This window comes from Microcoleus sp. EPA2 (genome assembly GCA_020882975.1).
Classification (GTDB): domain Bacteria; phylum Cyanobacteriota; class Cyanobacteriia; order Cyanobacteriales; family Microcoleaceae; genus Microcoleus.
Map to the genome: position 1 here is coordinate 40,169 of JAHRFD010000023.1, position 12,287 is coordinate 52,455.

Genomic DNA, 12,287 nt, shown 5'->3' on the forward strand with positions numbered 1-12,287 from the left:
ATCTAGGAATCAACAGGGTTGGGGGGAGCAAGTGCCTAACTTTTAACTAATTAAAATTTGTTGTTAAACATTCATCTGCGGGATGTGGTTGAGCTGTGGCTAGTTTCCTGCTGGTGGCACAACTGCGATCGCAGGGGAAGTTTCTTGCTATATCTATGAAATTAAGAGTGTATCTTTTTTATGTACCAAAGGAGCGGGTTGGGATGGTCATGAGTTTAATTTTACCTACCACTGGCTTTGGGATATCGAAACAGCACCTAGGATACTGCTCTTACCAACTGTAATTGGTTTTTACAGAATTTGTTAGGGTCGATCGCGCGATCGGATGTGAAAGTTAACAAAAACATTAAGTCTTTAATATCCCATCTTTCCTCACCACTCATATCTATCTGTAGAAAGACGCAAATGTTACTTGCATTCGTTAATATTGGAGGTGTTACTACTGAAATTCATACCCGATCGAATTTCATATTGTTAAGTTTTGTAGTGTTAAATTTTGCGAAGATTGCGGTACTGACTAGAGGGCGATCGCCCATCGCGCATCGGGTTCCATGTCACATCCGGGCTGTGTACTCGATCGCAACTTGCAAAAACCACTGTGGTAAAATAGTAGCTATAAACAAAAAAAACTTATAAATCTAAAATCGTCCCAGGAGACATACATTATGAAACTGAATCTGTTAGCTGCTACTCTCTTAGTTACTCCCCTACTGTTGGTAAGTCCTGCTCGTGCCGATCGGACTTCTGATGTCGAGCAGTTACTATCGACAGGGAAGTGTTTTCAGTGCGACTTGTCAGGAGCTGATTTAAGACAAGCCCATTTAATTGGTGCTGATTTGAGAGAAGCAAATTTGGCAGGAGCAAATCTATCTGAGGCGAACCTCGAAGGCGCTGACTTGACTGGTGCTAACTTGACTGGCGCTAACTTAACATCAGTTTTTCTGACGAATGCTAGTTTAAATGGTGCAGACCTTGATCGGGCAAATTTGACCGCCGCTATCATTAACACCGCAGATGTATCCGGCGCATCAATGGAAGATATGACGATCACTGATGCCAAAATCTACAATACCCAAATCGGTGTTGGTGGTAGCTACGATGAGTAATTGACTTGTAAACTCATAACCCCCAAATTTCCGTTAAAAAACCCGATTTCTATTCAGAAATCGGGTTTTTAGTTGATTGGTCAAGTTCTGAGTGAGAAATGAATCGGGAAACCTGTGTTACGACGCTTCTCCTACAAGCCCAAATCCACCGCAATACGATGGGCACAAGCAAACCCCGAAAACGCCACAGCATTTAAACCTTGTCCCGGAAAGGTACTATCACCCACACAATACAAACCGGGCATAGAAGTTCGATTAAACGGCATTCCCAACAAACCCATTAACTTTTGTTTCGGAATGGGTCCATAGGTGCCATCTTCCCTATTCAAAAAACGACGGTGCGATCGGGCTGTGCCAACTTCCATATAATCCAAACCGGCATCTAAACCGGGAAAAATCTGCTCTAGGCGATCGATAATTCGACCTGCTGCGACTTCTTTTTTATCTTCATATTCCTGCTGCGAAAGCCCTTCCCACTCTTCTATCCAACTGGAAGTAAAAGCATGAACAATGTGATAGCCCTCTGGCGCTAAACTTGGGTCTAACAGCGTAGGAATTGATACCAACACAGTTCCCTCCGGTGCTTCCATTTTCTCCCAATCTTCTAACAAAATGTGATGACAAGCCGTACCAGGAGCGATTACATCTGCTGCCACTCCCAAGTGTAAACTCAAGAAACTGGGAGCTTTTTGATAGCGCTGTTGCCATTTCTTCTCGCTAGGTGGCATCTCTGTTGCGGGTAACAATTTCTCAAAAGTATCCCACCGCGTCGCATTAGAAACTATGCGCTTAGCCCGATAAACTTCGCCGCTTGCCAACTCAACTCCGACAGCGCGACCTTTTTCTGTAATAATTTTCGTTACTTTAGCTTTGTATTGAATTTGCCCACCACACTGTTCTAATCCTGCGACTAATTTTTGGGCGATTTGACCGACTCCGCCTTTGGGATAATTAATTCCGCCGTAATGTCTATCGGAAAATACCATTCCGGCATTAATCATGGGTGTCAAGTCGGCGGGTACTACAGACCAGTAGTAGCATTCCATATCAATGAATTTCAACAGCACGGGGTCTTTAATGTAGCGCCTTGCTATGTCGCCAGTATTTTGAGGTAGATATTTGACTAATCCTAAACACGCAAAAGGATTTTGGAAAAAGACTCGCATTAAATATCCCGGTTCTTCGAGGGACAGTAATTCCATCGCGTTGAGACAGTTGAATACTTTCCAGCATTCGCCGTAAAATTTGGTAATCCCTGCCTTTTCTTGGGGGAATCTGTCAATTAATTCTTGCAAATATTTCTTATAAGACTGGGGAACCTGAAGGTCGAGACCTGCGGGTAGGTGATAGTGAAGTTGGATGGGATCGGGAATGGTTTCGAGGCTGACATTGACGGCTGCTAGGGCGCGGGTGAGCAGGTTGGTCGTGCCACGGTCTCCGAAGCCAAAAATCATGGAGGCGCCGACATCAAATCTGTAGCCTTCGCGATCGAAATATCCAGCACTACCTCCGGGAATCAGGTAGCTTTCGAGGACGAGAACTTTAGCTTTCTTCGCGGCTAGCTGAGTTGCAGTCACGAGTCCGCCAATGCCAGAACCAATGACTATCACGTCAAACTCTTGTGCTGTCGGGCGGCTGTTGGCAGAAAATAACTGGGATTGGGTAGGAGCAGGCATTAGGTTAAAAATCTTAATATTTTTATAATTTTACAGTCGATCGCCCCACAAGGAAGAATGAAGAAGCAAGAGGGACACGACGGTTTAATTTTTCCTAGGGGGCAGGGGTTAGTGCTAATGGACTTCGCTGTTGCTGCTCCTGGCCCCAATGCCAAAAAAAATGCGGGAACAGTCTACCATTGCCGACTGCCCCCGTCTGCATATCCTTTGAGAGGAGAACACTAAAAATCAATATAGCCTTATTGCTAAAATATGTCAATACTCTTGATAAAAATGTTCAATAAGTTGAGAAAATTTGAGTGTGCCAGGGACTCTAAGGGACGGCTTGTATAGACTTCAGGGGTATGATAAGTTGACAGAGCAAGCGATCGCGCGATCGACCGCACCGCCAAAAACTTCAAAATCCCCCAAATTTTCCAATGTCCCTGCAACTCCGCGTTTACGTTCCTCCGCATCCGTTAATTAAGCACTGGCTAGCAGTCGCCCGCGACTCCGGCACCCCATCGGTACTTTTTCGTTCTGCAATGACAGAATTGGGTAGATGGCTAGCCTACGAAGCAATTCGAGATTGGTTGCCGACAGTGGAAACGACGGTACAGACACCTTTGGGCGAATGTCCGGCGACGTTTATCAATCCGCAAGCTCCCTTATGCGTGGTCCCAATTTTGCGGGCGGGGCTCTCACTGCTGGAAGGAATTCAGACGGTAGTGCCGCTGGCTTCGGTGTACCACCTCGGTATGGTAAGGAATGAGGAGACACTAGAAGCAAGTTGTTATTTAAACAAGTTGCCGGCGCAGTTTAACCCCCAAACGCGGGTGATTATTAGCGAGCCGATGCTGGCTACGGGTGGGACGATTATGGCGACGATGCAGGAATTGATTTCACGGGGAGTCGATCCGAGCTTGATTCGGATTATTTCTGTGGTGGCGGCTCCTCCGGCTTTGCATAAACTGAGTGCTGAGTATCCGACTTTGAATATCTACACGGCGACGATCGACGAAATAGTCAACGAGCAGGGCTTTATTGTACCTGGGTTGGGCGATGCGGGCGATCGAACTTACGGCACTTAGCCAGGGAGTAAGTTGGTTCAGAAATTAGTTTCTGAAGTCTGTAAAAAAAAGATGACCCTGCTTTGTTAAAAAGCAGGGAGTCAAAGTTAAGATCAAAATTAACTAATACATAACCTTTAGCAAAATTATTGCCCGTGAAACTTGATTCTGTCCCGCCAAATGTGTCTGCTTCTGAGTCAGCAACTCTCAATGCAGATTTGTCACCACAGTTAGAAATCAAACTGACAAGCAATCCTGAGATTGCTCTCAAACTCACTCCCGAACCTGCGGATTGTTCCCTGAGTTCAACTTCTGATTTATGTCCAGAATCAAAGGGACTGACTCAGAAGCACTGGGCAATTTTTGCTTCTACTTTTGTAACTATTTTTTTGGCAGAAGTTGGAGACAAAACCCAAATTGCTGTTTTGTTAATGACTGCTGAATCTCATAATCCTTGGATCGTTTTTGCCGGTGCTGGTTCAGCTTTGGTAGCAACGAGTTTGTTGGGTGTGTTGCTGGGTAGATGGCTAGCAAGTCGGATCGATCCAAGAACTTTGGACAGATTAGCCGGAGGGATTTTGCTAGGAATTTCAGCTATCTTGCTGTGGGAAGTGATTAGTTAATTGTCTGTTATCAGAAACTAGATTTAGTGAAAATACATGGATTGGCAACTTTTAGGAATTAGTTTTGTTACTGTGTTTTTGTCGGAATTGGGAGACAAAAGTCAGGTAGCTGCGATCGCCCTTGGTAGCAGTTGTGAATCGCCACGGGCTGTGTTTTTCGGCACAGCCTCGGCGCTGTTGTTGGCGAGTTTTCTCGGTGTTGTGGTGGGTCAAGGTACGGCTGAGGTGTTGCCGGCAAACTGGGTAAAGGGGATGGCGGCGATCGGATTTGCGGTGATGGGCTTGCGTTTGCTGTGGCCGAAAGCCCAGATACCAGAAGCATCGGAGAGACTGGGTGATTGATAAGTAGAAGATCGATGTGAAGAAGGAAGAAGACTTATGCAGTCAGCTTTTCTGTCATACCAATTTAATGTGAAGTTGCACATATTCCGATCCCCCTAAATCCCCCTTAAGAAGGGGGACTTTGATTGGACTCTTGTCCCCCCCTTCTTAAGGGGGGTTAGGGGGGATCGAATTCTATGCAGCTTCATAAAAAATTGATATCATCCGTATTTTACGTTTAATTAAGTGGATTTACTATCAATTCCGGTTGTATCGGAATAATTTAACCGCGAAGGCGCTCTTGACGCGAAGTTCGAGAAGAGAGAGTTTAATACAGGACGATGAAGGGAGGATTTTATATCGCTACTACAAAAACAAAGTCCGCCTAGGCGGACTCATAAATCAGGAATTAATTCGTGACTGCAAACCACATTTTATTGTCGATTAAGCGTCATAACACCAACTCAGCAGGGCGGCGCCGATAGCCAACTTGACTGCTTCCAAAGCGAAATAGCCTTTGTGCAGTAGATTCATGCTGGTGGGGACTTCTGCGGAATCGAACAGATTTAGCTGCATTCCCAAGGCGCTCATTTGTGGTGTCAGAGCGTAGGTGTCAATCAGGGCGATCGCCAGAAGTACCAAAGATAAGATAATTGCTGTGCGGCTTTGCTTGCCCAAATCACTAGATAAATTGCTCAAAACCATCAAACCAGTCATCGCCAAAGCTGCACAAATTAACTCTACGCGATTAAATCCCCAGAACATTAAGTTTCCGGCTGTGGCAAATTCGGGAGATGTCATCATTCCAGAGACGTAAAGGCTGGGCATGATTACTAAATCGATAATCAGGCTGCCACTGAGCCAGAAAATTAATGCCACCATCACAATTGCTTGCCAGCGAGGTCTGATAGATTCTACTCTTGATGTATTAATAGCTGTCATAATCTGAACCTCTAAAATTTTTTCTGTCTCTTTTTAGAGCTTAACCAATTTTTTCCTAAAATCGTGTTAAGTATTTTGAATTTAATGCTAACTTTTGTGTAATTGAGTAATAATTTCTATTGAAAGTTCGTATTTGTAATGTACGCTTGGACACACTTACAAATAGGTTTCTGCGTCCAGGATTGTAGAATCTCAAACCTAAAATATCAAATCTCAAACCTCAAATCGCCTCACGCCTGGACTTTAATGCCTAAACCTCAATTACCATCTTGGTTTCCCCGTCTACGTCCTCAAGTATGGATTCTGGCTTTTGGCAGATTCCTCTCCCAAAGTGGCACTGGTTTTACCTTATTTTACGCCCCCATCTATTTTGTCTCTCAAGTCGGTTTATCTGCTACTGCTGTTGGCATTGGTTTGGGAAGTGGTTCTATTTCTGGGATATTGGGTCGAATTTTGGGCGGTTCTTTTTCTGATTCCCCAAAAATGGGACGGCGACGAACTTTATTGCTGTCAGCAATTATTTCGGCTGTGGCTTCTTTCCTGTTGGCGGCGGCTTCGGATTTTCCCAGCTTAGTTGTGGCGAATTTACTAATGGGTTTTGGTGTTGGGTTATATTGGCCTGCAACTGAAAGTATGGTGGCGGATTTGGCTGATGGGGAACATCGCCAAGAGGCTTTTGCTTTGACGCGACTGGCGGATAATTTGGGTTTGCAGGTGGGGATTATTGTAGGGGGTTTTTTGATTGCGGTAACGGGGAATTATCGATCGCTGTTTATAATTGATGGTATCTCGTTTGTGATATTTTTTGCGGTAGTGTGGGGTGCGATTTCGGAAACCTACAAACCATCTACTTCACGGGAAATAGGTAAAAAACTTCAGCAAAATGGCTGGATGGTGGCGTTGAGCGATCGCACGTTGCTAATTTATGCTGTTGTGAATACTCTGTTCACATTGTATATTTCCCAAATCCAAACGACGATGCCGTTGTACTTTAGCAATTTTGTGGTGGTTGGTGCATCGGAAAAGGGCTTTTCTACGGCTACAATTACTATTTTATTTGCTTTTAGCACTTTTTTAACTGTCACCTTACAAATGCCTATTGCTAGGGCGCTGAGACGGTTTTCTTGTCCGAGAGCATTGATGATTTCTGCTTTGCTGTGGGGCATCGGATTTATCGCGATCGGCTTAACGGGAATAGCTACAAGTGGTAATCTGTTTTTAGCTATTTTAGGCTTGTTTTTCTTGTCAGTTGCAACGGTTGCTTACACTCCTTTTGCTTCTGCTTTGGTGGTGGAATTAGCGCCAGAGTCTTTGCGGGGAGTGTATTTGTCAATTAATTCTCAGTGTTGGGCGATCGGCTATTTGATCGGGCCGCCTGTGGGTGGTTGGGCCCTGGATAGAGGACAATTTGCAGCGAATAATTTTTGGTTGGGTTTGGCTGCGAGTGTTGGTGTTGCTATCTTGATTTTGCAGATTGTCGATCGCAGGTTGAAAAGTAGAATTTAAATACAAGAAAAGGACGCGAAGGAAGAACCCCCCCAGCCCCCCCAAGGGGGGAAAGAACAAGCTCCGGTTCTTCCTTCGCGCTCTTCGTGTCTTCGCGGTTTAATCATTCCGATTAACTTATTTTCGTCGATCGCCCAATTTGCGATAAACATCTCTCAAATCAACTTGATGGTGAGCGATCGCCACCAAAGCGTGATAAAATAGATCCGCAACTTCCCCAGCAATGCCATCTTTGTCGTCATCTTTGCAAGCCATCACGACTTCGGCCGATTCTTCGCCAATTTTTTTGAGAATTTTATTGTCGCCACCCGCGAACAATTTACAGGTATAAGAAGTTTCGTTAGGGTTGTCCCGCCGATCGCAAATAACGTCAAACAATTGAGATAACATATCTCCCGGAGGCGCTACAATTTGCCCATCCACTTGGTGAAAGCAACTTCTTTCTCCCGTGTGACAAGCAATATCTCCGACTTGTTCGACTGTGACTAGCAACGCATCGCTATCGCAGTCATAACGCAGCCCTTTGACATTTTGAACGTGTCCCGAAGTCGCGCCTTTTGGCCACAATTCGGAACGCGATCGACTCCAGAACCAAGTTTGACCGGTTTCGAGGGTTTTTTGCAGAGACTCGCGATTCATCCATGCCATCATCAACACCGTACCGTCCAAGTAATCTTGGACGATCGCCGGTACTAAACCTCGATCGTCGTAACGAATTTTTTCAATGGGGATCGATCGGCTTAAACTAGACAAATCATTAGCAGACATAATTTTATTTCAACTATTTAATATACATTTACGCTTTCTTTTCGGATATTTTTTTTAAAATTAACCGCAGAGAGCGCAGAGGACGCAGAGTTAGAGAATAGAGGAGATTTACCTAGCGATGGGTAAATTGTCAAGAACTATTTTACAAATTATTACACTTGAGGGCGATTCCCTACGGGATAGCTTCGCTTCACGGTGCTAGTGGGACTAAGGCTGAAAAACCCAAGCTAGTATTGCTACAAACTGGTTTCTACTCTAAAATCTACAAGCATAGTTTCCTGGCATTGACCTCACCTTTATGCTGAACTGGCTATAAAATAATCCTACCAACAACAGACGTTAACTAAGGAGAAAACATTGGTTTCCACAACCTTGAAAACAACCAAATCAGAAGAAATATTCGCCGCCGCCCAAAAATTGATGCCCGGTGGTGTCAGTTCCCCGGTGAGAGCCTTTAAATCCGTAGGCGGACAACCCATTGTATTCGATCGCGTCAACGGAGCCTACATTTGGGATGTCGATCAAAACCAATACATTGACTATGTAGGGACTTGGGGTCCCGCCATCTGCGGCCACGCCCACCCCGAAGTCATCAAAGCCCTTCACGAATCCCTAGAAAAAGGTACCAGTTTCGGGGCACCCTCCCTCCTGGAAAACGTGCTTGCTGAAATGGTCATCGATGCCGTTCCCAGCATTGAAATGGTGAGATTTGTCAATTCCGGTACCGAAGCCTGCATGGCCGTTTTGCGCCTCATGCGAGCCTTCACCGGGCGCGACAAACTGATTAAATTTGAAGGCTGCTATCACGGGCACGCCGATATGTTCTTGGTGAAAGCGGGTTCCGGTGTCGCCACCCTCGGCCTTCCCGACTCCCCCGGCGTACCAAAATCCGTTACCGCAAACACCCTCAACGCTCCCTACAACGACTTGGAAGCAGTAAAAGCTTTGTTTGCTGAACACCCAGGCGAGATCGCAGGCGTGATGCTGGAGCCTGTGGTGGGTAATGCTGGATTTATTGTACCAGATGCAGGTTTTCTCGAAGGTTTACGGGAAATTACTAAAGATAATGGTGCTTTGCTAGTATTTGATGAAGTAATGACCGGTTTCCGCATCGCCTACGGTGGAGCTCAGGAAAAATTCGGTGTCACCCCAGATTTGACAACTCTCGGTAAAGTTATCGGTGGCGGTTTGCCAGTTGGAGCCTATGGCGGCAGACGGGATATTATGGCAATGGTTGCTCCTGCAGGACCGATGTATCAAGCCGGTACGCTGTCGGGAAATCCTTTGGCGATGACTGCTGGGATTAAGACTTTGGAATTGTTGCAAAAACCTGGTACTTACGAACAGTTGGATAGAATTACCAAAAAACTGTCTAACGGTTTGTTGCAAATTGCTAAAGAAACGGGACACGCTGCTTGTGGTGGGCAAATTAGCGGGATGTTTGGTTTGTTTTTTGCAGCCGGTCCGGTTCACAATTACGAAGATGCGAAAAAGTCTGATGTGGCAAAATTCGGCCGCTTTCACCGGGGAATGTTGGAACACGGAATTTATCTAGCTCCTTCGCAGTTTGAGGCTGGATTTACTTCTTTGGCTCACACAGACGAAGATATTAATCGCACTTTAGCCGCTGCTCGTGAAGTAATGAGCAGTATTTAATTCGGTTCGCAATCAGGAATTTAAAAGTAGGTTGGGTTTCGCGAGTTCGACCCAACCTACCTATTAACTAATTATATCAATTCCTCTCTTCCTCAGAATTATTAATTTCTCTCCGATCTCTCTGTGTTCTCTGTGTTCTCTGTGGTTAAATCATTCCGATACAACGGTCAACGATAAGACCCTTTAATGAAGCTGAGCCGGCACCGTCAATGACTAATAACTAAATCAATCATTCATAAATTCACCTTCGCAGATAATAGAATCTCTTTTGTCCAAATCTTCTTGATTCCAGACTGAGTTTAAGGCTGCGGAACTGAATGAAGTTGACATTGTATTGTTTAATGTTGTGTTGTAGTATTCCACAGCATTATTCAGTTCCATTTGTGGCGCTTCCTTGAAGTAGGAATTAATATCTGGGGTACAACGCTGTGCTTGATAGTATGAATAAGCTTCAGCATTAATGCACATTACATGATAAAAATCCTTATTTGCTGCCATAATCTCTCCCAGTTTATAGAGAGCTAAACCCCGGTTGAGATAAGCTTTGACATAGTTCGGATCGATTTCTACTGCTTTGTCAAAGTCTTCAATAGCAAGTTTCATCTGTTTGAGCTTGTAGCGGACGCAACCTCGGTTATAATAGGCATAGACATTTTTGGGGTCGATACCCAGTGCCGTATTGTAATCGGCGATCGCCTGAGTATTATCTCCTAATTGGTGATAAGAAAGGCCGCGATTTATGTAGGCTTTGATATATTTAGGATTCCGCCGTAGGGTTTCGTTAAAATTATCCGTTGCTGCCTCCTTATTTCCCAAAAGGTAGTAAGCGCGTCCCCGGTTGTAATAGGTTTTATAATTGTGGGAATTGATGGATATAGCTCGATCGTAGTCTTGAATTGCTTCTTCGTAATGTCCTAAATTAGCAAGTACAAGTCCGCGGTTGTTGTAGATAGCATGGCTGTCAGGATTACTTACCAGAGCGCAGTTGAGGTCGTCAATAGCTTTTTCGTGTTCTCCCAGATGTCGCCAAGCATTGCCTCGATTGAGGTACGCCTCGAATAAATTAGGATTGAGATCCAGTGCTTGGCTCAGGTCTGCTATTGCTTTTTGGTAATCTTTCATGTAATAGTAGACTAAGCCGCGATTGTTATAGGCTTTGGCATCGGCTGGGTTGAGTTGCAGTATACGATCGAATTCGTCGATCGCCTCGAAGTAGTTTCCTTTCTTGGCATTTTGTAAACCGCGTTTGTAAAATTGCTTAACGTTCATAGGTCAAACTTGCAGAATTTCTTGATGCTAGTGGTGGATTTGTTGACAATCGTTTTTTGGTAGAACAACCATTCAACTTTCCGAGCGCTGCTAAATAGTTTCCTAATCTCCCCGACTTGTGAAAGTAGTCGTGGCTGTGGGTATGGTGTTTTTTTAGCTCTTGCTCGCTTACCTCTACCCAGAGTAACAGTCCCTTATTCCAGACTATCAAACGGAAACAGGATTTTAGGTTGATTTTAGCAGCACTTTGATTCTTTGGAGAGAGCTATTACCAGGGCTCAATTTACTTTCGGCGTTCGATTATTTACCAGATTCAGTTCCATTCCCACGTCTGATTTTAGTTGCTCTCTTGTGTCTGATTCTGGAATTGCGATCGACTCTCTCAGCAAATGCAACTTAAGTTATCCACTAAATATCAACACTCATTTACGCACTCCCAACAGTAAAATTTATATCTGGATTTATAAATTTCATCTAAGTAATTTCCGTATCAGGATTACCAAATTGGCAATTCCCCCGATCGCCATTACCCCATGGTATATTCCCCATTACCTATTCAATTCCTCTTCCACAGAAACTGTCAACTTCTCCAAATCTGGAAGTTGAATTAATTCTTGTTCCTTTTGCTTAACCGAGAGGGGCATCATTACAGGCTGACGCTGCTCAATCCAACAACTAGCCAGAGGCAAAGTTTGTTCCAAATCTTCCAAAGGCCTGGGAATTACCATCACCGCATTTAACTCACCAATGCGTTCAGCTTCATACATTCCAGCCTCGACAGCCACAGCCACATCGGCCACCGCACCGCGAATAATTGCCGTGCACAAACCAGCGCCAATTTTTTCATAAGCTGCTAAGTGTACGTCTGCGGATTTGAGCATAGCATCGCAAGCTCCTACCATTGCTGGAAATCCTCGTGTTTCTAGCAAACCAACTGCTTGAGTGCTCAAACGAGAATAACTGCCACTTTCAGAAAGTTGAGTCAGGCGAAAACCGATGGGTAAAACTACTTCCAAATTAGCCAAAGGTCTAGCAATGACTAATTTAGAAACAAATTGACCAAACTGTTCTGCTGTTTGTGCTCCGGCTTCGACAGCCAAACGAACATCAGAAATTCTACCCCGGACGATCGCCGTACAGTGGCCTGAACCGATTTTTTCATATCCTACTAAAATCACTCCAGCCGACTTCAGCATCATATCAGCAGTCCCAACAATTGCCGGAAAACTTTTGGTGGATACCAAACCCAAAGCTGTGTCTTTGAAGTATTCCTGGCGCTGAGATTGCGATTCGTTACTATGATTATTTGTGTGTCCGTTCATCTTCTATTACCCTTAGAAACTTCGCAAAATAGAAATTTGTTTATAGTTT

At 44.6% G+C, this 12,287-nt stretch carries 11 protein-coding genes; 6 read left to right on the forward strand and 5 right to left on the reverse strand.

Translation table 11 applies throughout. The features are described 5' to 3' along the window. The first annotated feature begins 665 nt into the window (after positions 1–665). Positions 666–1,106: a pentapeptide repeat-containing protein gene (locus tag AAFP14_RS19075; protein ID WP_341733790.1), complete on the forward strand. Its 441-nt coding sequence runs from the start codon at positions 666–668 to the stop codon at positions 1,104–1,106. A 131-nt stretch (positions 1,107–1,237) separates the two neighbouring features. Here the strand turns inward: AAFP14_RS19075 and crtH are convergent, their stop codons facing one another. Next, complete coding sequence (crtH, locus tag AAFP14_RS19080) at positions 1,238–2,782, reverse strand: carotenoid isomerase (protein ID WP_341733791.1); 1,545 nt, start codon at positions 2,780–2,782, stop codon at positions 1,238–1,240. Positions 2,783–3,201: 419 nt separating this feature from the next. Here crtH and upp point away from each other — a divergent pair, with 419 nt between their 5' ends. From upp to AAFP14_RS19095, 3 genes are all read left to right on the forward strand, one after another. Continuing rightward, complete coding sequence (gene upp, locus AAFP14_RS19085; protein ID WP_341733792.1) at positions 3,202–3,852, forward strand: uracil phosphoribosyltransferase; 651 nt, start codon at positions 3,202–3,204, stop codon at positions 3,850–3,852. Between the two features lie 134 nt (positions 3,853–3,986). Continuing rightward, on the forward strand, positions 3,987–4,454 hold the full coding sequence (locus AAFP14_RS19090; RefSeq protein WP_341733793.1) for a TMEM165/GDT1 family protein: 468 nt from the start codon (positions 3,987–3,989) through the stop codon (positions 4,452–4,454). A gap of 36 nt (positions 4,455–4,490) precedes the next feature. Further along, positions 4,491–4,796 (forward strand): TMEM165/GDT1 family protein, encoded by a 306-nt coding sequence (locus tag AAFP14_RS19095; protein WP_341733794.1) that lies wholly within the window; start codon positions 4,491–4,493, stop codon positions 4,794–4,796. A 423-nt stretch (positions 4,797–5,219) separates the two neighbouring features. On the opposite strand, the gene AAFP14_RS19100 is transcribed toward AAFP14_RS19095, so the two are convergent. Further along, entirely contained in the window at positions 5,220–5,717 is a 498-nt protein-coding gene (locus tag AAFP14_RS19100; RefSeq protein WP_341733795.1) for a hypothetical protein, read from the reverse strand. 246 nt (positions 5,718–5,963) lie between these two features. On the opposite strand from AAFP14_RS19100, the gene AAFP14_RS19105 reads away from it, so the two are divergent. Continuing rightward, positions 5,964–7,223 carry an MDR family MFS transporter gene (locus tag AAFP14_RS19105; RefSeq protein ID WP_341733796.1) on the forward strand — a complete coding sequence of 420 codons (1,260 nt, stop codon included), beginning with the start codon at positions 5,964–5,966 and terminating at the stop codon, positions 7,221–7,223. Positions 7,224–7,340: 117 nt separating this feature from the next. Here the strand turns inward: AAFP14_RS19105 and hisIE are convergent, their stop codons facing one another. Continuing rightward, positions 7,341–7,991 (reverse strand): bifunctional phosphoribosyl-AMP cyclohydrolase/phosphoribosyl-ATP diphosphatase HisIE, encoded by a 651-nt coding sequence (gene hisIE, locus AAFP14_RS19110; RefSeq protein WP_341733797.1) that lies wholly within the window; start codon positions 7,989–7,991, stop codon positions 7,341–7,343. A 357-nt stretch (positions 7,992–8,348) separates the two neighbouring features. On the opposite strand from hisIE, the gene hemL reads away from it, so the two are divergent. Continuing rightward, the gene (gene hemL, locus AAFP14_RS19115) at positions 8,349–9,647 is read left to right on the forward strand and encodes a glutamate-1-semialdehyde 2,1-aminomutase (protein WP_341733798.1); all 1,299 of its coding nucleotides are present in this window, start codon (positions 8,349–8,351) and stop codon (positions 9,645–9,647) included. A 225-nt stretch (positions 9,648–9,872) separates the two neighbouring features. On the opposite strand, the gene AAFP14_RS19120 is transcribed toward hemL, so the two are convergent. Both AAFP14_RS19120 and AAFP14_RS19125 read right to left on the reverse strand, forming a co-directional pair. Next, on the reverse strand, positions 9,873–10,916 hold the full coding sequence (locus AAFP14_RS19120; protein ID WP_341733799.1) for a tetratricopeptide repeat protein: 1,044 nt from the start codon (positions 10,914–10,916) through the stop codon (positions 9,873–9,875). Between the two features lie 548 nt (positions 10,917–11,464). Then, positions 11,465–12,238, reverse strand: a complete 774-nt coding sequence (locus AAFP14_RS19125) for a carbon dioxide-concentrating mechanism protein CcmK (RefSeq protein WP_341733800.1) — start codon at positions 12,236–12,238, stop codon at positions 11,465–11,467. Between the last annotated feature and the right edge of the window lie 49 nt (positions 12,239–12,287).

Coding starts and splice junctions, on each gene's coding strand:
- AAFP14_RS19075 (WP_341733790.1), top strand. CDS start 666: ATGAAACTGAATCTGTTAGCTGCTACTCTCTTAGTTACTCCCCTACTG.
- crtH (WP_341733791.1), bottom strand. CDS start 2,782: ATGCCTGCTCCTACCCAATCCCAGTTATTTTCTGCCAACAGCCGCCCG.
- upp (WP_341733792.1), top strand. CDS start 3,202: ATGTCCCTGCAACTCCGCGTTTACGTTCCTCCGCATCCGTTAATTAAG.
- AAFP14_RS19095 (WP_341733794.1), top strand. CDS start 4,491: ATGGATTGGCAACTTTTAGGAATTAGTTTTGTTACTGTGTTTTTGTCG.
- AAFP14_RS19100 (WP_341733795.1), bottom strand. CDS start 5,717: ATGACAGCTATTAATACATCAAGAGTAGAATCTATCAGACCTCGCTGG.
- AAFP14_RS19105 (WP_341733796.1), top strand. CDS start 5,964: ATGCCTAAACCTCAATTACCATCTTGGTTTCCCCGTCTACGTCCTCAA.
- hisIE (WP_341733797.1), bottom strand. CDS start 7,991: ATGTCTGCTAATGATTTGTCTAGTTTAAGCCGATCGATCCCCATTGAA.
- AAFP14_RS19120 (WP_341733799.1), bottom strand. CDS start 10,916: ATGAACGTTAAGCAATTTTACAAACGCGGTTTACAAAATGCCAAGAAA.
- AAFP14_RS19125 (WP_341733800.1), bottom strand. CDS start 12,238: ATGAACGGACACACAAATAATCATAGTAACGAATCGCAATCTCAGCGC.